This is a genomic window from Enterococcus sp. DIV0802b (genome assembly GCF_050543535.1).
GTDB lineage: Bacteria > Bacillota > Bacilli > Lactobacillales > Enterococcaceae > Enterococcus_D > Enterococcus_D entomosocium.
Genome location: NZ_CP172941.1, coordinates 98,625 through 118,189 on the forward strand (window position 1 = coordinate 98,625; position 19,565 = coordinate 118,189).

Below are 19,565 nucleotides of genomic sequence, written 5' to 3' on the forward strand. Positions count from 1 at the left end.
TTTCATAGCAAGAATTTATCTCGTTGATTTCACTGTTTTTTCATCTTAACCCCCCATTTTTTAATAAATCGTGTTACAATAAAAAAAGGCTAATACGACGGAGGGATTAAATGACAATTCGTAAAGAACGACGCCGCTTAGAAAAGCGCTTGAAGCGCACGCAATATACCCAAAAAAGTATTACGATGGCTACTACTTTAGTAGCGGGATCAACGTTTATCCCGACCTTAGGGCATGCGGCTGAAACGGCAACGACAGCAACCAGCAATGACCTTAAGGTCGTTGAACAAACAACAAACACTACACCAGAAACCGACAGCACGCCGGTTGAGGAAACGACAGAATCGACGACAGCACCTGTTGTGACCGAAGAAACTTCGGAAATAACAGAGGAGTCAGGAGCTGAAGCAGTTACTGAGGGATCAGAAACAGCGACGACAGAAAGCACAACAGTCGCTAGTGATGATGTCTTAGAAGCAGATGAAGTACCATCAGCCCTTTCTGATTTGACTAGTCGGGCATTATTTTCACGGGCAACGATCGATCCGGCTGCCTTTATCAGTCAGATTTGCGGCTATGCAACGGAAGTGGCGGCAGCAAACGATCTGTATGCCTCTGTTATGATGGCACAAGCGATTTTGGAATCTGGTTGGGGCGCCTCGACTTTGACGACCACGGCCAACAATATGTTTGGGATCAAAGGCAGCTACAACGGCCAATACGTGACGATGGATACCTATGAAGATGATGGTTCTGGCAATTATTATTTGATCAGCGCTAAGTTTCGGAAATACCCATCATTAAAAGAGTCTTTTGAAGACAATGCATATGTGTTGCGCAACACGAGTTTTTCTAGCGGCAACTACTATTACAGCGGTGCATGGAAAAGCAATACGACCTCTTACACGCAAGCAACCGCTTGGCTACAAGGGCGGTATGCAACCGATACTTCTTATGCCAGCAAATTAAACAATTTGATCAGTACGTATAATTTAACGCAATATGATACTGGCAGCTCAAACACAGGTGGCGGCAATAGCAATGAAACGATCGTCAGTGATGAAACAGCGATCAATCAGCAGATGAAAACCACGTCATCTATGAATATTCGTTCCGATGCTTCCACCAGTGCCTCTATTACTGGTTCGTTAGCAGCTAATACGACGTTTACGGCAACGGCGACCAAAACCGGCACCAGCGTCAATGGCAACACCACGTGGTATAAGATTTCTGGCAAAGGTTGGGTCAGCGGCGCGTATTTGACGAAGGTTTCGACCGACTCTTCAAACAACAATAGCGGATCAGGCAACACCGGTTCTGACAATGGCAATTCCGGTACGACGATCAACAAGCAAATGAAGACGACGGAAGCGATGAATATTCGTTCTAGCGCGTCCACTAGCGGATCAGTGGTAGGGTCACTTAGCAAAGGCACGACCTTTACTGCCACTTCCATGAAAACCGGCACATCAGTCAATGGCAACAAAAATTGGTATTATGTCTCTGGCAAAGGTTGGGTCAGCGGTGCCTACCTTACTGAAGTGACCAACAATAATGCTTCTGAAGCGGAAAAAGAAGACAATGGTTCAAGTATCAATCAACAAATGAAAACGACGGCCGCATTGAATGTCCGCTCCGATGCTTCTACCAGCAGCCGTGTCGTGACAACGCTTGGTCAAGGGGTGACCGTTACCGTGACAGCGAAAAAGAACGGCACTTCAGTGGAAGGCAATAAAACGTGGTACTACGTTTCTGGCAAAGGTTGGGTCAGTGGTGCCTACTTGACAACAACCAGCAGCTCTTCCAATAATAACGGTTCAACAACCACAAATCAGCAAATGAAAACCACCGAGATTTTAAATGTTCGTTCCGATGCTTCTACCAGCAGTAGTATTACTGGTTCTTTAAGTAAAGGAGCAACCGTCACGGTTACCGCAACAAAAACCGGGACGACCGTCAATGGCACGAACAAATGGTATTATGTTTCTGGCAAAGGCTGGGTCAGTGGTGCTTACTTGACGTCTGCTAGCAGTGGGTCTTCTAATACGAATACCAGCAGCAGTTCAACGAAGACGCACACGGTGAAATCAGGGGACAGCTTATGGTCACTGGCACAAAAATACAACACCAGCATCAGCCAACTCGCATCATGGAACAACATCAACAGCAGCTATACGATCTTTGTCGGTCAAAAACTGATCGTTTCCAAGTAACAAGCAAAAAAACCGCGTGCAAGCCATTGGCTCACGCGGTTTTTTATGATGGATCAAGCTTTTACTAAGCTATTAGCGGTTTTTCAAGAAACTACTTTTTTTTCGTAAGCGCAATCAAACTATTTGGTCAATCATAGAACCCTGCGTTAGAATGAAAGAAGCAATAGAAATTGCTAGTTTTAAAAGAATTGCTTCAGAACCAGAACGATCGAAGCGTACACAAAATAAGGAGGATTTCACATGCACAACAGAAACCTAACGATTATTGGCAGTTACGACACTCGAACAGAAGTATTACCGGTTATTGAGCAATTGACAAACGAAGGCTATGGCAAAGAGGATATCGTGCTGTTTGCCAATCAAACAGTCATCGATCAATTTGGGTTAGAATCCATCGATGATGTGGAAGTGGAGCAGGCAGCTAGTGAGGATGAAGATCGTTCGCTTTGGGAAAAAATCAAAGATGCTTTTTCTTTCGGCGATTCCGATCATAGGCATGATGAGCATGATCCATTATATGGTTATCGTGATGACCTTGAACGAGACAAACTCGTTGTCGGCGTCTACGATTATCAGCCGATGGACAAAATAACCGATCGTGATGCAGATACTGGTCCGATCATCGATCAACCGTTACCAGGCGAAATAGCAATGCCAGATGAGTCCGTCCATCCAACGCCCCGCATGGGAGACAGCGATATTGAAGCACCGATCCATGACCCCAACCATCTGCGTAACTTATAAATAGAAGGGGTTAAACAATAAAGGAATCATTAAAGCCAGAGGAACAAGCATCCGTCGCACCTGCCAACCCTTAGTGAAGGGATGGGCCCGCAGGTGATCGACCGTCGCCCTCGGGCTTTTTTTGTTGCGCAACGGGCATTCATGTCTTTGTCATCTTTGAAAATAAAACTTAATTTGTTGACGATTGCTTTTTTTTGTATAATATAAGAATGAGATAGAGCGTTGTCGGAAGAGCCAACCACATTTTTGGGGAAAGGATGGGGAGTGCGATGAAATTCAAGTTCAATATGCAGTCGGCATTAGTCAGTTGTTTTGTTGCGGTTTTTTTGAGTGTGGCGATCAATCAAGACGCCAATGCCTTTGTGGCTGCGCCCTTTGTACGAGATTCTTCCAGTAGTTCCTCCGAGCCACCTTACCAGACAGCAAGCAGCAGTATCGAAGAAACCTCTGATTCCAGTCAGATTTTTTATGAAGCCAGTGTTAGTTCTTACACATCGTCTTCAACGACTAGTCGCTCGATCGAAGCGTCGACAAATGAAGGCACGTCTGTTTCCGTAAGTGAAGCAGAGACAGAGCCTAGCGTCAGCACTTCTGCAAGTAGCGAAAGCAGTTCGAGTACCGCGCCGAGTGGCGGATCAACCACCACCAGCGATACGTCTAGCAGTAGCGCTAGCAGCAGTTCTTCAAGCTCTTCCAGTACGAGTTCGACCAGTACTACAACAAGCAGCTCCAGCAGTGAATCGACTGAGCCGTCTTCAGAAACCTCCAATAGCGACGACGAAGCCGCGGAAGATACGAGTGAAAATGTTGATCTAACAGTCGAAGGGGCTCACTGAGCCTGACTGTAAAAATCAGTCTCATCTAAAGGGACCATTTCAGCTAGGCCTTGTGCCTAGCTTTTTTATTTGCTTATGGTCAGAGCCACGAACACACCAAGCGCACGAAGGATGCGCGATTCCTCACTCTGAGACTTCAAAAAGTAGCAAAGAGGAAGGTTTTTTGGAGGATTGCTGGAACAGAAAAGAGCTGTCTTACGTTTTTATTCACTGCCTCCATAAAAAAAGCTGCACTTGCAAGCATATCATAAAGTGATTCTGAGTAGTTTCGCTATAATAAGTGCGAGGAGGGGTGTTATGGGAAAGTATTTTAAGCACTTCGAAAAATTGATTAGTGTTGTGGTTGATATTATGTTAGGACTGTTGGTTCTGTTGGTTTTGGTGGTGATGGCGGAAGCGATCTACAAAATCGTTGTCCATGTGATCCCACTGCATGAAGTTAGCGATCTTTCTTTATTGATCGAAGAGATCGCGACATTGTTTATTTTACTGGAAATTATTTTGATGTTATTGCGTTACGTAAAAGAAGGTCACCATATTCCGGTGCGTTACTTGATTTTGATCAGTATCACAGCAATTTTAAGAGAGCTGCTTTTAGCGCAAGGAAAAGGGTTAGAAACGCTCTTTTTGGCGTTAGCGATCTTGGTCTTGATCATTGTGCTGCAGGCGTTGGAAAAACTCAAAGCCTTTCATAGTTCCAAAGGACTGTAAAAAAAAATCATCCGATTGGTTGACGAATGACTCGTCAAGGGATCGGATGATTTTTTAATTCTTCAAAAAGCACTCGGCTTTCTTGCTGCAGCCGCTTGCCGATATCTGTTTGGCCTACCGTTGTTCTTTCCGTTTGCCGCACGACGATTTTTTTCTGAGTGACGATGTCACGTCGCTGCTGGATGGCTTGCTGGCGATCTGTAAAGGGTTGATGGGCTGCTAAGGTCATGCCGAAGGAATTTGACAACAGCGTGTAACCAGCAATGCCTGTGACGGATTGGTAGGAGCGAGAGAGTCCGCCATCGATCACCAATAAACGACCATTTGCCTTAATGGGCGTCTCGCCTTTACGCACTTTGACAGGGGTGTGGCCATTGATGATGTGGCCTGTCGGCGGCAGACCGAAGGCAGCTAGGACACGGCAGCAGAAGTCTTCGTTTTCCCTTAAAGAATAATAGGCATTTTTTTGTTCCGTATGAGTGTTGCGATCTGCTATAAAGTAGCGCTCAAAGGTTTTCATGGCTTTTTTGCCGAAGAGGGAAGAGCCTTCGCCACACCAAAGATACCAGATCATATCGGTGGCAAGGTCTGTTTGGTTTTCTGGTTGGGCAAAACTTTCCTGCAAACATTGCTGAAAAAAGTCCATCAACGCTTTGCCTGCTAAGGGCTGCTGCTGGAAAGTAAAGGCCAGGAAATCGCCGTTTTCCCGACAAGGCAGGCAGCCGTGATACAGTAGGTTGTCGTTGAAGCGCTGGTACAATGTGCCATGCTCGACCAAAAAGCGCATATGCGCAGCTAAGCGGGGCGAGCGTTGAAATTGGCTCAGCAAATCTTGCAATACTTCATGTTCTTCGGCTGTCAAACGGTAAGGATCATCGGGATCTACTAGTTGAAAACAGCCGTTGATCAAAGGATAGGTCTGGTCTAGCTGGATTTGTTGTCGATCTTGAGACAAGCGATGCAATAAGCAGCGCTCTGCCATCGCAAATGCCTGGCGCCGCTGGATCACGGCTGCTTCGACTTTGAATTGGATGATGGCAAATGCCTGCTGCAAAAGCATGGCGGCTTTTTTTTGCTGGCTTGATAAAGGGTCCACTGTTTTTTGCGGATAAAAGCCGGCATTTTCTGTGTAATATTTTTGGCTAAAAGCCAGTACTTTTGATAGATCGATCCCATAACCATCTTGTAATAATGCCAGATTGCCGTAGCGAGCAGCGATGCGGATCGTATTGGCCAAACAGGGCAGCGAGCCGCAAAAGCTACCGATCCACAAGATATCATGGTTGCCTAGCTGAATATCCAGTGAAGGCGAAGTCATCAAGCGATCGACGATTTTGTCTGGCGCCGGTCCTCGATCATAGATATCGCCTAAGACATGGAGATGGTCCACTACGAAACGCTGAATCAAGTACGCCAGTTCTTGGCAAAAAAGCGGGGCTGCCTCTAATTCAATGATCTTATCAAAAATCGCCTGATAGTAAGCTTCTTTATTGAAGTCGGCATCATATTGGTACAACAGTTCTTCTAAGATGTAAGCAAAAGAAGTCGGCAATGCTTTGCGTACCTTGGAGCGTGTGTATTTACTGGAAGTAAAGCGGGCAACTTTCACTAGCTGTGCCATCTTCAAGCGCCAATCGGCAGGGGTCCAGGCCTGTTCTTGTAGTAGCTCCTCTGGATAATAAATGACAAAACAGAGTTCGGTCTGTTCTTCTTTCGTCAAGACACCGGTAAACAAAGTCTCGACTTTTTCTCGAATACTGCCAGAACCATTCCGCAAAATATGGTCAAAGGCATCGTATTCGCCATGCAGATCGCTGACAAAATGCTCGGTAGCTTTCGGCAGCTGCTGGATGGCTTCCAAGTTGATGATCTCGGTCAGGTTTGCCAAGGTGTCTTTATTGAACATGGGCCTGTTCTTTGGCTTGTTCTTCAATCAGCATCGCGCTTTCTTCAATGGAGCGTTTGCTGACATCGATCACCGGAATGTTCAGCTTTTTGAACCATTCATTCGCGTAGGCTAATTCTGCTTCGATTCGTTCACAATTGGTGTAATGGGTTTCTTCTTTCAAGCCCAATGAATGCATCCGGGACCGCCGGATTTCCGTAAGGGATTCTGGATTCGTAGTCAAACCGACCATTTTCCGTGGGTCGACTTGGTGCACTTCGGCTGGCAAAGCGACTTCAGGAATCAAAGGCAGATTCGCCACTTTGTAGCCGCGATTTGCCATGTATAGGCTCAATGGGGTCTTTGAGGTTCGCGAAACCCCTAATAGGACAAAGTCAGCATCGAGAAATCCCCGTGGGTCTTTGCCGTCGTCGTATTTCACCGCAAATTCCATCGCGGCCACCCGGCTGAAATATGCTTGGTTCAAGCGATGCAAGGCACCAGGCTCTTGGACGGCTTCTACACCGAATGTTTTTTCCAGCATCGTGGTCAAGGGCGACATAAAGTCGACATGCTGCAAGCCAGTCCGTTTGGCAAAGGCATCAACAAAAGCGACTAATTCTTTATTGACTAAGGTGGTAACGACGATCGATTTGTCTAGCAAGGCATCTTTGAGGATCTCGCCTAAGCTCTCTTCATCATTAGTAAAGGGAAAGAGCTGGATATCTGAAAGGTCGATCGTGGGAAACTGCGCGGAAACGGCGGCGATCAGCTTTTGTGCCGTTTCGCCTACGGAATCTGAAATCAAATATATTCGAACGTTCTTCATTGTTTTTGCCCCCTAAAAGTGTGTGTTGTCACTGTCATTGCCTGCTTGAATAAAGTAATTCATCAGCCGCGTCTTCGTGATTTTGCCGATGACTTTTTTTGGTTCCTGTGGATCGACCACTGGCAAGGTATCGACTTCATGTCGTCCTAACAACGTACCAGCCGTCAAGATCGTTTCTTCCGGTGTGATGGTCACGATGTTTGGCATGCGAGTCATGATCATCGCTACGGGTGTTTTTTCCGGTGCGGCATTGCTGATCGCAAAGCGCAGCAGATCTTTGCGGGAGAGTACCCCAATCAGTTCGTCTTGGTCATTTTTGACATAGAGGGAACCGACATCGTACATAAACAAAGTCGTGACTGCTTCATAAACGGAGACCGTTTGTGAGATCAGCAACGGTGGGATCATGACTTCTGCAACTTTGGTATGGTAGAGTTTTTCGAAAAGCAAAGGCTCAACGGTTTGTCCTGTATAGAAATAGCCGACTTTCGGTCGGGCGTCTAATAAACCGGTCATGGTCAAAATCGATAAGTCATTCCGCAAGGTTGCGCGGCTCAAACCCAACTGCTTCGCAATGGTCTCCCCACTGATCGGCTGATGCTCTTTGACGATCTCAATGATTTTCATTTGTCTTTGGCTTAATTCCAATGTGTCACCTTCTTTCTTTTATGTGCTATGCTATTGATTATATGATTTTCCGAATGAAAAGGCAATCCTTCTCTTTTAAAAAGGATAAATCCCTTAAAAGTTTTCTTTTTTTGGCTTGACGATTAAATGTGTCATACTATATACTGCTAATTAATCGAAATAGTATATAACATTTAAAAGGAGGAACATGATGGAAAAAGCAGTCGTATGGTTTTCAGAAGGCACGAAAGAGCAAAAAGCATTATTAGGCGGGAAAGGGGCAAATCTTGCGGAGATGACCAATTTGGGTTTGCCTGTTCCTCAGGGATTTATCGTCCCGGCCACCATTTGCCTGACCTATTTAGAAGAACAGGTTCTTCCTGAGGCGATCATCAAGCAAGTCAAAGCTGCCATCGAAGAATTGGCAGTCCGCAGGAACAAAACATTTGGCGGACTGCACTCGCCGTTATTGGTTTCTGTCCGCAGTGGTGCCAAGTTTTCCATGCCAGGGATGATGGATACGATCTTAAACCTTGGGTTGAATGATGAAACCGTCCAAGGGTTGGCTCAGCAGACGGGGGACCCCGTCTTTGCTTATGATTGTTACCGCCGTTTGATCCAGATGTATGGGGATGTGGTGAAAGGTGTAGCAAAAGAACACTTTGAAGCCTATTTGACAGATTATAAGAAACGGCAGAATTATGTGTCAGACCAAATGATGACCGGCAATGACTGGCAAATGATCTGCCGCGTGTTTCAAAGTATTTATATGGAACATACCCAAGAAGCGTTTCCCCAAGACCCGTTTCAGCAATTATTCGCAGCCATCACGGCAGTTTTTCGCTCATGGAATAACCCACGGGCTAAGACCTACCGTTCCCTCCATCGGATCCCTGACGATCTAGGGACTGCCGTAACGATTCAAGAAATGGTTTTTGGCAACAGCGGGATTAATAGTGGGACGGGTGTCGCCTTCACCCGCAATCCAGCAACCGGGGAACCGGGACTTTTCGGCGAATTTCTAGTGTGTGCTCAAGGGGAAGATGTGGTTGCTGGCATTCGTACACCACAACCGATCCAAGCGTTGGCGCAACAACATCCTGTGATTTATCAGGAACTAAAGCAACTGGCTGAGGGGTTGGAGGATCACTATCAAGACATGCAAGACATTGAATTTACCATCGATGACGGCCAGTTGTTTGTCTTGCAAACAAGAAACGGCAAACGAACCGCCGCTGCGGCAGCGCAAATTGCAACGGATATGGTCGCAGAAGGTCGGATCACCATCAGGCAAGCCTTAGACCGAATCACACCAGAAATGATCGATCAATTGTTGCACCCGTTATTTGCCCCCGAAGCCTTGCATCAAGCCGAAGCTTTTGCGCAGGGCTTGCCGGCTAGTCCAGGGGCAGCTTCAGGACATGTCTATTTCACTGCAGAGGCGGCGGAAAAAGCCAGCCGCACAGGAGAAAAAGTCCTGCTGCTGCGGCAGGAAACCTCACCTGAAGATATTGAAGGCATGGTGGTGAGTGAAGCGATCATTACCGCTCGTGGGGGGATGACTTCTCATGCGGCGGTGGTCGCCCGTGGTCTGGGGGTCTGCTGTGTGGTAGGGTGCGATGCATTAAGTGTCGATGCATTTTTGAAACAGGCCCGCTGCGGCGAGCTGCTGATTGAAGAAGGTGACGTACTTTCCGTAGACGGCAGCACTGGCAAACTGTATCAAGGGCAGCTGCCTATGACCAGTGTACAGGAGCGGGTTTTGCTGGATCAGCTTTTGACGTGGGCACAAGCCCAGGCAGATCTAAAGGTTTACGCAAATGCGGAAACGAAAAATGACATTGAGGCTGCGCTGGCCTTTGGTGCAGCGGGCATCGGCTTAGCACGGACGGAGCATATGTTTTTTGGGGAAGCGCGTTTGTGGAAAATGCGGGAAGTCATCTTGGCAGAAACGAAGGCGGAACGATTGGCGGCTTTGGCTGAGATCAAGGCTTATCAAAAAGCCGATTTCCAAGAAATGCTGCAGGCCGCGCAAGGAAAGAAATGCACGATTCGGTTATTAGATCCACCACTCCATGAATTCTTGCCCCATGAGCATGAACGCCTTGAGATGGCCCGCCGCAGTAAAAAATCATTGGCAGTGATCGAGCGGCGAATTGACGAACTGCAAGAGGTCAATCCTATGATGGGGCATCGCGGCAGCCGTTTAGGACTCAGCTATCCAGAAATTTATGAAATGCAAACAGCGGCGATTTGTGAAGCGGCTGTGGAGTTGCGGCAGCAAGGAGTCGAGGTAGAGGCGGCGATCTTATTGCCCCTGATCAGTTTGCCCGCAGAGCTGCAGGTGTTGAAAGAGACTTTGACACAGGTGATCGCTCAAGCAGAAGCAACCCTTCAGCAACCGTTGCACATCGAGATCGGGATGATGATCGAGACGCCTAGAGCGTGCTTGATTGCTGGGGAGTGTGCTGAAGAGGCGGCGTTCTTTAGTTTTGGTACCAATGACTTGACCCAAATGACCTTTGGCTTTTCGCGGGATGATGCCGGCAGCTTTATCCAAGCCTATTTGCAGTCGGGGATCTTACAAGAAGATCCTTACCAGCACTTAGATCAGGTAGGTGTTGGCGCGTTGATGCGTCAAGCGATCGCCGGCGTAAGAGATCGGCAGCCAGAGCACTCGATCGGTGTTTGTGGCGAAGTCGGCAGCGATCCCTATTCTATTGCGTTTTTGCGAGAGATCGGCATCGACTATGTTTCTTGTTCCCCATACCGGATCCCTGCTGCTTGGTTAGCGATCGCCCAATCAGCCCCCATCATCGAAGAGGCGTCAGTGAGCACCCGCTAAAATAGGAGAAAAAATACACCGCAGTCCACTAGCAAGGTTCACTTGCTTGGTGGATTACGGTGTGTACGTACAGCTTTGTCCTTACAGGGGCTGATCCGTTTTTTGGATCGCAGGTTTGCGTCCTTTTAAATACCAAGTGATCCCAATGACATGGGCGAGGTAGATGGCAGCGAGGACGAAACGTACCAGCAGATTAGGGATCAGCAGTGCAGGAATTGCAAAGACTACCAGCATCATGGCAAACATCCGAACCATTGCCTTGGTGCTCAGCTGTTTTTGTACGAGTGGTTTTTCAATGTATTTTTGATAATTTTCTGATTGAACTAAGCGTTGATAATAGGTATCGGAACTCCGCAGCCAGAAATAAGCCGTCAGCAAGTAAAAGACGGTTGTAGGTAAGAAAGGCAAAAATATTCCTAAAGTACCTAAACCGAATGTCAGTGATCCACAAAGAAAAAACAGTGTTTTTTTCAAAAGTAACCCTCCTTATTTGGGTGTTTCGTATCTTACCCTCAGTATAACGGAGGAGGGGCTGCTTGAACATGCGTTTTGTGCTTTTCCCCGTTTTTTAGCGGCAATAAGAGTTTTTCTTCCCCTTACTCCTGCTTTTTTGATAGACTAGAAACAACACAAAGGGGGAAGCCGCATGGAAACGATTGAATTGAATACCGGCATTCAGATTCCAGTGATCGGCAGCGGGACGAATACATTTGGGAAAGAAAACCGAGAATACCAAGGTGCGATCAATGATGATACGACAGAGCTATTGACTGCCATCAAGCTTGGGTATCGGCATTTTGATACGGCGATTTCTTACCGCAACGAAGCCGTGGTTGGCAAAGCCATCAAGGAAAGCGGGATTGACCGCAGCGAATTTTTCCTGACTTCTAAGATTCCTGGCAAACCAGAGCATACGCAAGATGCAGCTGCCGTGAAAGCGTCTGTCGAAGCGAGTTTAGCAGCCTTGCAGACGGAATCGATCGATCTTTATTTGATCCATCATCCGTGGGACAACTTGGCAGAGATCGCCGCTGTCTGGGCGGTTCTTGAGGCTTATGTCGATAAAGGAGTCTTAAAAGCGATCGGGGTGTCCAATTTCCAAGAAGAAGAACTCAGCTATTTATTGGCAAACAGTCGGATCAAACCAGCGGTCAATCAGATCGAATCGCATCCAGGCAAGTGGAATGATGCGATCATCTCGTATTCCTTAGACAATCAGGTAGTTCCAGAAGCCTGGGGTCCGCTTTCCCGGATTTCGGAAGCGGCACGGGAAACCTTGACCCAAATCGGGGAAGCGCATCAAAAAACCTGGAGCCAAGTGGTCTTGCGTTACCAAATCGAGCGTGGGGTGATCGTGATTCCGAAATCCCATTCAGAAAAACATCAAGCCGAAAATTTAGCGCTCTTTGATTTCGCTTTGACGGCGGAAGAAAAAGCCGTCATCAAAGAATTATAGGCAATAGAAGCGGTCCTATTAAAGGGACCCTACAGCCAGTGCGGAAACTTCCGTACTGGCTATTTTTATGCAGTCGCAACGCTCCTTGATGACTGAGGAGCTTTTCTATTCGTTACAACAGCAACTGTAAGCCTTAGCAAAAAAGAAAATGCGCTTGCAGCCGTTTCTGACAATGAATCCTCTTAAATATTCAAAGAAATGACCGATTATCCTTACTAAGGGTCGTCTACGGACGAGTCTTCAGTGGATCGTGTGAAATTGGAAATGAAGGAGTGGCACAGTTGTGAAAAAAAGAAAAAAGACGATAGGAATTTATGTGATGATCACCTTGATGCTGGTTGCGGGGATCCCGATCATTGTCATGCTGACAAGTTCCTATTTAACCACCAAGAACTTATTGATTGAACGAAATGATTTGAACAAAGAAAGTGCCGTCAATTTGATCTTGGCGGAAGAAAAGAGTTTGCGCCGATCGACGGAAAGCAAATTGAAATCAATGGCTGAACTGCCAGCGATGAAAACAGAATTCAGCATGGGACGTATCCGTTCAGATCTTTCTTTAGCGATTGCTGGGAGCAACAGCTTCTTAGCAGTAACTTTTGGGACAGAAGATGATGAGTATGTGACCTTCAATCCCTTACCGGATGATTACAAGCCTACAATTCGGCCGTGGTACAAAGGGGCCGTGAAAGCCGAAGGAGAAGTGTATTGGACAGCACCTTATTTAGATACGGTGTCGAATCAATTTGTGACGTCGGCTTCGATCCGGGTCAAAAATTCCCATAATCAAGTGGGGGTTTTAAGCGTCGATGTTTCCTATGAAAGCATTCAAAACATCTTGTCTTCCTTTACCGTAGGGCGGACTGGGAATGTCACCTTAGTTTCAGAATCTGGGGTCATCGTGACCTCAAAAAATACCAAGCAAATCGGTAAGAATATCAAAGAAGAAGAAGTGTTCCAAAAAATCAAAGACGCCAAAGATCCGACAGGCATGGTTGGCTTAGGCGACTCGAATAAAGTCAATGATGTGTTGTATGACAAGTCTGCTGATTCCAATGTTTGGGCGTACTCCGAAGTCAAAGCTAGTGATCTAGACAAAGAGTTAGGGGCGTTAGTCCGCACCACGATTATCGTTACGATCTTGATGCTGCTCTTTGTAGGACTGGTTTCGTATGCCGCGATCAAAGTAGTCGCAGCGATCATCGATTGCTTCAATCGCTACTTTAGAAAAGTCGGTGAAGGCAAACTAGAGAAGATGAGCAAAACCAAACGAGCCAAAGGCGAAAAATGGACATGGGATCAACTGGCACGCCGAGTTGTATATCCAGACAAAGCAGGCAATGAGATCCAGCAAATGGCGGACAATTACAATGTGATGATCGAAGGCACGGGTGCATTGATCCAAAAAGTACAAAAAGAAAGCAACAGTGTCGCAGGAATGTCGGATTCTTTATTAGAATTGTCAAAACAAACCAATATTGCGACAGAAGAAGTCTCTCAAACCATTACGGGGATAGCTGAAGTGACCGGTGCTCAAGCCCAAGAAACAGAATACAGCGTGTCACAAATGCAAAATCTGTCGCAAGTCGTGAAAGAATTACGAGAAAATGTTGGCGGCATGAGCAGCAAGTCGCAAGAATCTACGAAGATCAATCAAGAAAACTTAACGATCATGGATCAAGTCGATGACAGTTGGCGACAAGAGTTGGCACAGATGGAGCGCTTGATGTCGAATATGACGGGAATGAATGATAGTATCCAAAACATCAACTCGATCATCGGGGTCATCAACGATATTTCTTACCAAACCAACTTGCTAGCCTTGAATGCATCAATCGAAGCCGCAAGTGCTGGCGAGTCTGGCAAAGGCTTTGCCGTCGTGGCTGCTGAGATCCGTAAATTGGCGGAACAAAGCAAAGCTTCTACCAAAGAGATCGAAGCGATCATTGAAGAAATTCGTGAGCAGTCTAGTCAAATGGTCAAACAAACGTCGGCGTCTGTCAAAGGCGGCGTTCGCCAAACCAACTTGATCAAAGAAGCGATCTCATCTTCAAAAGAAGTTTTCCAACGCAGTAGCTATATGATCGAAGGCATCCATCATATTGAAGCAGCCAGTGCCCGTATCGAAAATATTCAAAACAGTGTACTGGAAAACTTAGAAAACATTTCCGCATCAACGGAAGAAAATGCCGCTGGCACACAAGAAGTTTCCGCAAATGCAGAAGAAGTCTTGGCAACCATGGATGAATTTACCAACCATGTGGCAGACCTCAGAGACATTGCAGAAGAGTTGAAGCGATTGACCAATCGTTTTGAAGTGGAGAAATAAATCAAGCAAAAAAATCACTCATCAGCTATTCGCAAGAATGGCTGATGAGTGATTTTTGTTTGTTGAGGAGGAGACTACAAAAAAGCCAAGACGAATGTTGCTCATCTTGGCTTTTCATAATGATATTTATAAAACCTTATTACGGGCTATTGTGTCGTTTCGGTCCGCTGAATGATCATCTCCACGCGGCGGTTTTCCGAGCGGCCTTGGGGGGTGTTGTTATCGGCCTTCGGTTCGGTATCGGCAAAGGCTTGGATGGCAGCATTTTTTTCTAAAACAGCGCCTTTGCTGATGAAGTACTCCATAACGGTAATGGCCCGAGCGGAACTAAGATCCCAGTTAGATTGGTAGCGGCCATTGCCTTTTTCAGGTACGTTATCGGTATGCCCAGCGATCACGATTTTGTTGGCTTTTAGTTTTTTCAGTGAGTCCGATAGCAGATCCAGTGACTGACGAGTGGTGTCCGTGATCTCGGCGCTGCCAGAGGCAAACAAGATACTGCTGGCAAGCGTGATATGCAAGCCATCGGATTCCAAGCGGACTTCTGTCTGCTCTTTTAAGCCAGAAGCTGCCAGCTCTTGTGACAGCTGGTCGCTGATTTTTTCTAGTTGCTGATTTTCCAGTTGGGTCCGAACCGCTGCTTCTTGCGCTTGTGCTTCGGCAGAAGTGGCGGCTTTTTTTCGCGGCGTGGTCTCGCCCATATCGATCACCGACCCAATCACAGATGAATTGCTGTGGTGGCTGGAAAGGATGGTGCCAAATTCGCTTTTGATTTCTTGGAACTTCTCATCATCGACTTTCGCCATGGCAAACATGACGATGAACAAAGCCAGCAGTAAGGTCAACATATCCGAGTAAGGCAAAAGCCACGCTTCGTCTACATGTTCTTCATGTTTCTTTTTTCGCTTCATGTCGCTTCACCCTTTATAATTGTTCTTGCCGTTTTTTCGGATCGATCAAGCTGTATAATTTTTTCTCAATACTTTTCGGCGATTGTCCGGCTTGGATCGCTAAGACCCCTTCCACGATGATCGACATCATTTGGACCTCTTGCTCCGATTTCAAGGTTAGGCGTGAGCTAAAGGGAATGAACAGGACATAGCCGAAGAAAATACCATAAAGGGTCGCCACGAAGGCCGCCGAGATCATGTGCCCCAGTGCCTCTACATCCTCTAAATTACCTAGCGCCCCAATCAGCCCGATCACGGCTCCTAACACCCCTAAGGTCGGGGAACTCGTGCCGGCGGTTTTAAAAATAGCCGAGCCGATGCGATGCCGTTCTTCGATCCCATAGATCTCATTTTCCATGATTTCTTGGATCTGTTCGGCAGCGATGCCATCAACCACCATTTCCAAGCCCTTTTTTAAAAAAGGATCTTCTAAGTTTTGGATGGCACCTTCAAGAGATAACAAACCATCGCGCCGGGCTTGGTTGGCTAATTCAACGATGGTATTGATGGTTGTTTTTAAGTCGTATTCTTTATTTTTCAGCAGAACGCCGAAGATCTTCGGGATTTTTTTGATATCACTGCTGGGAAATGAATTGATAACGGCTGCGATCACACCGACGAAAATGATGATCGCGGCTGCCGGATTGATCAAAACGGCCACATTGGCACCTTTTACAATCATCCCAACCACCACAGATATCAATCCTAAAATAATACCGATCAGCAAGAAAAAATCCATTTGTTGCGTCCTCCTAAATTCTATTTCCAGGTTTTAAACCCTCATTTATTTTATCGGTGAATTAAAATCATTCTTAATAGCAAAAAAAAATAATCCTAAAAATAACTAAAATAAATTTTCAACTTCTTCTTTTTTTGTTGTTTTTTGGACAAGTTGCGGCAAATTTTTGAAATGGTACAGCTTGCAATTTTTGTGAATATTTATAGATGGTACCGTTTTTTTTCGTGAAGCGTTTCTCAGGGTTTGTCATGTCATTCAGCACAAATGAAAATGTTTTAATCAATTTTTCGAATAATGCTTGTTTTTTTATCAAAAAACTGATTTTGATCAAAAGGCATAGATATGCTTGTAAAACGCTTTATATCGATCGTTTACTTTTTATAACTGGGGACGAAATTGCGATGAAACAGTGTTTAACAAATAACATAACATGGTTGTAACTTAAATGTCATATCCGTAAAGTTGTAAAAATCAAATTGTAAAATAAAAATAATTCTACTATAATGACATCACGTCTTCTTGTTTTTTTAATCTATAACAAAAAAATAAATAAATATATTTGTTTCTGTTCCATCGCTGAAAAAAACGTTTGGTACAGAAGGTGGAAGGAGCAATTATTGTTGGATACCTATGATTTATTAAAAACAGCCATGAACGTTTCTGCCCAACGCGCAGAATTGATTTCGTCTAATATCGCCAATGTCAACACGGATGGGTACAAAGCAAAACGCATCATGTTTGAAAGCGAATTAAAGCAGGCACTCGCTTCATCAGGGACGGACGCTGCAACCGAAGCGTCAGTTTCTCAAGTAAAACCGAAAATCACTGAAAATGCAACTACCAGCATCAAAGACAACGGCAATAACGTGGATCTTGAAGTGGAGATGTTGGATCAAGCAGCCAATGGGTTATATTACAGTGCATTGACCGCACAAGTCAACGGTCGCTTGCAAATGATGAACCTTGTATTGAGTAATTGATAGAAAGCGCAGGAAAAACAAATGGGTATGTTTAATGGACTAACGATCAACGCGAGCGGTCTAGCATTGGAACGGTTAAAACTAGATACGATCTCCAGCAATATCGCAAATGTAAATACGAATCAAACACAAACAACCGCTGCTTATCAAAAAAAGAGTATTCTTTTTTCAGAAAATTTAAAAAATAGTCGCGAAGGAACACCGGCTACATACGGTGTCAAAGTGACGGGGATCGCTGCCGATGAGACGGAAAAACTGACCTATGATCCTACCAATCCCGCTGCGAATGATGAGGGATATGTCGGTCAATCAAATGTGGATATTGCCGATGAAATGGTGGCAATGTTGCAAGCGGTTCGAACGTACGAAGCCAATGTTTCTGCTTCAGAAATGAATAAAACGATCTTGAAAAAAGCATTAGAAATATCAAAGGGGTAACGAGAAAATGGATGGACTTTTAACGACAGGATTAACGGACTACCAAAACGTTTTGCGGACACTAGGCACGGGGGCTGCTTCAAACGAGACCAGTGCTGCAGGCGCCAAGGAAAATCAGTTTTCTTCTTACTTGACCCATGCGGTCGATCAGTTGAATCAAAAAACGGCGGTCATGGATCAAGATACTGTAAATTTGATCACCGGCGATGAAAGCGATCTAGGGAATGTGATGATTCGCATGACGGAGGCGCAACTGGCGCTACAAACAGCCGTTCAAGTACGAAACAAGTGTTTAGAAGCTTACAATGACGTGAAAAATATGCAGTTTTAGCAGTGGGTGAGGGAATAAGGATAAATGATGGATAAAGTGAAAGAATGGACAGAACAACTCAAAGACCGTTGGCAAATGCAAAGCTCTTTAAAGAAAATGATCGTTGTTCTTTCCGTTATCAGCGTTCTCGGAATCACAGCAGCTGTGTATTATTTAAATACGCGAATTGAATACGGTATCTTGTTTACGGATCTAAGCGATGCCGATGCGGGAACGATCAGCAAGGATTTGGAGGAACAGCAGATCGCCTACAAATTAGCCGACAATGGGACGACTATTTTGATCGACAAGGACCAAGTCGATGAATACCGCATCAATCTTGCCGTGGACAATAAATTACCAAATACCAGTACAGGCTTTGAATTATTTGATGATGCCAACATGATGACAACCGACGAAGACCGCAAGATCATGTATCAGCGGGCAGTAACGGGCGAACTGCAACGGGCGATCGAGTCGATCGATGCGGTCAAATCCGCCAAAGTTTTACTCGTGATGCCAGAAGAAAGTGTCTTTTCTTCTGAGGAAAGTGCGCCAACTGCTTCTATCGTGTTGACCTTGAAAAATCAGCAGATCTCAGACGAGTCCGTGCAAGGGATCGTTACCTTGACTTCAGGGGCAGTGGAAAAGCTGAAGCCAGAAAATGTAAAAGTCGTTGATAGTGCGGGCAATACCTTGACGAGAACCGAAGATGAAGCCAGTCAATTAAGTGGCCTGAACAATAAATACATTGCCATCAAAGATTCCTATGAAAAAACACTAGAAGAAAAAGTAGCGAAGCTGCTGACACCGATCTATGGCGCAGACAAATTCCAAGTGTCGATCAATTTAGACTTGAATTTTGACTCGATCGAGCGGAAGAAAGTTACTTATGATGACCCAGAGATCAAGAGTGAGACAGTGCAGGCTGCTGGTTCGCAAGGGACCGTCCAAGAAGCCCAAACAGGGACGGTGGATGACAATGTCTCCAATGTGACGGGCACGGATGGAGAGGGAAACAATTCCTACAGCCGTTCTGTGGAAAACGAATTGGATACCGAGACCACCACGACCATTACGGCCCCTGGCATGATCGAACGAATGACCAGCTCGATCGTGATCAATGCGAACCTTTCGCAAGCGGATCAAGCAGAATTGCAGCAGTTGATTGCTAGTGCCGTCGGCTATGACAATGACCGTGGTGATCAAATCGCGATCCAAGGATTTGACTTTGCCCAAGCAGAGGTTGATCCAGCCGTTGATCCGCAAGGGAATGAACCGATTGCAGCTGCCAAAGGTTATCTCAAGTATGCCATCATCGGCGGCATCGTGTTGACCTTGTTCTTAGTGATTTTAATGATCGTTGGCGTGATCCGACGTCGTCGTAAAGAAGACGAGCTGGAAGTCGATGTGACGGAGGAAATGGTCACTTTTGCACAACCGTCAGCAGTTAGCACAGGTACAAGTCCGTCAGTTGCACAAGAAGTCGTTTTTGGCGGTGTCGGCAATCGGTCTGCTGAAACGAAACCAGCGGTGCCAGAAGCATCCACACAAGAAGCCGCAGCAGAACATTCAGGAGAACCAACATTGGATCAAACGGCTAGAAATTATGCCGAAAGCAATCCTGAAGTAGCGGCGGAATTGATCAAAGCTTGGATGAAAGAAAAATAAGG

The 19,565-nt window shown here is 45.8% G+C and carries 17 protein-coding genes; 11 read left to right on the forward strand and 6 right to left on the reverse strand.

All coding sequences use genetic code 11. From position 1 onward, the window contains the following. The first annotated feature begins 110 nt into the window (after positions 1 to 110). From IGJ12_RS00450 to IGJ12_RS00465, 4 genes are all read left to right on the forward strand, one after another. Positions 111 to 2,213: an SH3 domain-containing protein gene (locus IGJ12_RS00450; protein ID WP_430619243.1), complete on the forward strand. Its 2,103-nt coding sequence runs from the start codon at positions 111 to 113 to the stop codon at positions 2,211 to 2,213. Positions 2,214 to 2,453: 240 nt separating this feature from the next. Beyond that, a complete protein-coding gene (locus IGJ12_RS00455; protein ID WP_430619244.1) occupies positions 2,454 to 2,957 on the forward strand; it encodes a general stress protein in 504 nt (167 codons plus the stop codon). A 269-nt stretch (positions 2,958 to 3,226) separates the two neighbouring features. After that, the gene (locus IGJ12_RS00460) at positions 3,227 to 3,793 is read left to right on the forward strand and encodes a hypothetical protein (RefSeq protein WP_430619245.1); all 567 of its coding nucleotides are present in this window, start codon (positions 3,227 to 3,229) and stop codon (positions 3,791 to 3,793) included. Positions 3,794 to 4,090: 297 nt separating this feature from the next. Further along, positions 4,091 to 4,504 carry a phosphate-starvation-inducible PsiE family protein gene (locus IGJ12_RS00465; RefSeq protein ID WP_005232820.1) on the forward strand — a complete coding sequence of 138 codons (414 nt, stop codon included), beginning with the start codon at positions 4,091 to 4,093 and terminating at the stop codon, positions 4,502 to 4,504. A 34-nt stretch (positions 4,505 to 4,538) separates the two neighbouring features. Here the strand turns inward: IGJ12_RS00465 and IGJ12_RS00470 are convergent, their stop codons facing one another. Genes IGJ12_RS00470 through IGJ12_RS00480 form a run of 3 tightly spaced genes read right to left on the reverse strand, consistent with a single transcriptional unit; the run spans position 4,539 to position 7,866 of the window. Continuing rightward, entirely contained in the window at positions 4,539 to 6,410 is a 1,872-nt protein-coding gene (locus tag IGJ12_RS00470; RefSeq protein ID WP_430619246.1) for a fructose-1,6-bisphosphatase, read from the reverse strand. After that, complete coding sequence (locus IGJ12_RS00475; RefSeq protein WP_005232818.1) at positions 6,400 to 7,218, reverse strand: pyruvate, water dikinase regulatory protein; 819 nt, start codon at positions 7,216 to 7,218, stop codon at positions 6,400 to 6,402. The genes IGJ12_RS00470 and IGJ12_RS00475 overlap by 11 nt, the downstream gene beginning before the upstream one ends. Positions 7,219 to 7,230: 12 nt before the next feature. Further along, complete coding sequence (locus IGJ12_RS00480; RefSeq protein ID WP_005232817.1) at positions 7,231 to 7,866, reverse strand: helix-turn-helix transcriptional regulator; 636 nt, start codon at positions 7,864 to 7,866, stop codon at positions 7,231 to 7,233. 190 nt (positions 7,867 to 8,056) lie between these two features. On the opposite strand from IGJ12_RS00480, the gene ppdK reads away from it, so the two are divergent. Beyond that, positions 8,057 to 10,690, forward strand: a complete 2,634-nt coding sequence (gene ppdK, locus IGJ12_RS00485; RefSeq protein WP_196043895.1) for a pyruvate, phosphate dikinase — start codon at positions 8,057 to 8,059, stop codon at positions 10,688 to 10,690. A gap of 81 nt (positions 10,691 to 10,771) precedes the next feature. On the opposite strand, the gene IGJ12_RS00490 is transcribed toward ppdK, so the two are convergent. Then, positions 10,772 to 11,164 (reverse strand): YbaN family protein, encoded by a 393-nt coding sequence (locus tag IGJ12_RS00490; RefSeq protein WP_005232815.1) that lies wholly within the window; start codon positions 11,162 to 11,164, stop codon positions 10,772 to 10,774. A gap of 172 nt (positions 11,165 to 11,336) precedes the next feature. Between IGJ12_RS00490 and IGJ12_RS00495 the strand changes: the two genes are divergently transcribed. Together IGJ12_RS00495 and IGJ12_RS00500 are read left to right on the forward strand one after the other, a co-directional pair. Further along, positions 11,337 to 12,146: an aldo/keto reductase family protein gene (locus IGJ12_RS00495; protein WP_005232814.1), complete on the forward strand. Its 810-nt coding sequence runs from the start codon at positions 11,337 to 11,339 to the stop codon at positions 12,144 to 12,146. Positions 12,147 to 12,429: 283 nt separating this feature from the next. Continuing rightward, positions 12,430 to 14,475, forward strand: a complete 2,046-nt coding sequence (locus tag IGJ12_RS00500; protein ID WP_016611618.1) for a methyl-accepting chemotaxis protein — start codon at positions 12,430 to 12,432, stop codon at positions 14,473 to 14,475. A gap of 146 nt (positions 14,476 to 14,621) precedes the next feature. Here IGJ12_RS00500 and IGJ12_RS00505 read toward each other — a convergent pair whose 3' ends face one another. Together IGJ12_RS00505 and motA are read right to left on the reverse strand one after the other, a co-directional pair. Continuing rightward, on the reverse strand, positions 14,622 to 15,386 hold the full coding sequence (locus IGJ12_RS00505) for an OmpA/MotB family protein (protein ID WP_194193638.1): 765 nt from the start codon (positions 15,384 to 15,386) through the stop codon (positions 14,622 to 14,624). 13 nt (positions 15,387 to 15,399) lie between these two features. Next, positions 15,400 to 16,164, reverse strand: a complete 765-nt coding sequence (gene motA, locus IGJ12_RS00510) for a flagellar motor stator protein MotA (RefSeq protein WP_005232810.1) — start codon at positions 16,162 to 16,164, stop codon at positions 15,400 to 15,402. A 620-nt stretch (positions 16,165 to 16,784) separates the two neighbouring features. Here motA and flgB point away from each other — a divergent pair. The 4 genes from flgB to fliF are packed head-to-tail and all read left to right on the forward strand — an operon-like array spanning position 16,785 to position 19,563. Further along, positions 16,785 to 17,144 (forward strand): flagellar basal body rod protein FlgB, encoded by a 360-nt coding sequence (flgB, locus tag IGJ12_RS00515; protein WP_430619247.1) that lies wholly within the window; start codon positions 16,785 to 16,787, stop codon positions 17,142 to 17,144. A gap of 21 nt (positions 17,145 to 17,165) precedes the next feature. Continuing rightward, on the forward strand, positions 17,166 to 17,582 hold the full coding sequence (flgC, locus tag IGJ12_RS00520; RefSeq protein ID WP_003129038.1) for a flagellar basal body rod protein FlgC: 417 nt from the start codon (positions 17,166 to 17,168) through the stop codon (positions 17,580 to 17,582). Positions 17,583 to 17,589: 7 nt separating this feature from the next. After that, complete coding sequence (gene fliE / locus IGJ12_RS00525; RefSeq protein WP_015508729.1) at positions 17,590 to 17,913, forward strand: flagellar hook-basal body complex protein FliE; 324 nt, start codon at positions 17,590 to 17,592, stop codon at positions 17,911 to 17,913. A gap of 27 nt (positions 17,914 to 17,940) precedes the next feature. Then, entirely contained in the window at positions 17,941 to 19,563 is a 1,623-nt protein-coding gene (fliF, locus tag IGJ12_RS00530; protein ID WP_176324010.1) for a flagellar basal-body MS-ring/collar protein FliF, read from the forward strand. Positions 19,564 to 19,565: the final 2 nt, after the last annotated feature.

Coding starts and splice junctions, on each gene's coding strand:
- IGJ12_RS00450 (WP_430619243.1), top strand. CDS start 111: ATGACAATTCGTAAAGAACGACGCCGCTTAGAAAAGCGCTTGAAGCGC.
- IGJ12_RS00455 (WP_430619244.1), top strand. CDS start 2,454: ATGCACAACAGAAACCTAACGATTATTGGCAGTTACGACACTCGAACA.
- IGJ12_RS00460 (WP_430619245.1), top strand. CDS start 3,227: ATGAAATTCAAGTTCAATATGCAGTCGGCATTAGTCAGTTGTTTTGTT.
- IGJ12_RS00465 (WP_005232820.1), top strand. CDS start 4,091: ATGGGAAAGTATTTTAAGCACTTCGAAAAATTGATTAGTGTTGTGGTT.
- IGJ12_RS00470 (WP_430619246.1), bottom strand. CDS start 6,410: ATGTTCAATAAAGACACCTTGGCAAACCTGACCGAGATCATCAACTTG.
- IGJ12_RS00475 (WP_005232818.1), bottom strand. CDS start 7,218: ATGAAGAACGTTCGAATATATTTGATTTCAGATTCCGTAGGCGAAACG.
- ppdK (WP_196043895.1), top strand. CDS start 8,057: ATGGAAAAAGCAGTCGTATGGTTTTCAGAAGGCACGAAAGAGCAAAAA.
- IGJ12_RS00495 (WP_005232814.1), top strand. CDS start 11,337: ATGGAAACGATTGAATTGAATACCGGCATTCAGATTCCAGTGATCGGC.
- IGJ12_RS00505 (WP_194193638.1), bottom strand. CDS start 15,386: ATGAAGCGAAAAAAGAAACATGAAGAACATGTAGACGAAGCGTGGCTT.
- motA (WP_005232810.1), bottom strand. CDS start 16,164: ATGGATTTTTTCTTGCTGATCGGTATTATTTTAGGATTGATATCTGTG.
- flgC (WP_003129038.1), top strand. CDS start 17,166: ATGGGTATGTTTAATGGACTAACGATCAACGCGAGCGGTCTAGCATTG.
- fliE (WP_015508729.1), top strand. CDS start 17,590: ATGGATGGACTTTTAACGACAGGATTAACGGACTACCAAAACGTTTTG.
- fliF (WP_176324010.1), top strand. CDS start 17,941: ATGGATAAAGTGAAAGAATGGACAGAACAACTCAAAGACCGTTGGCAA.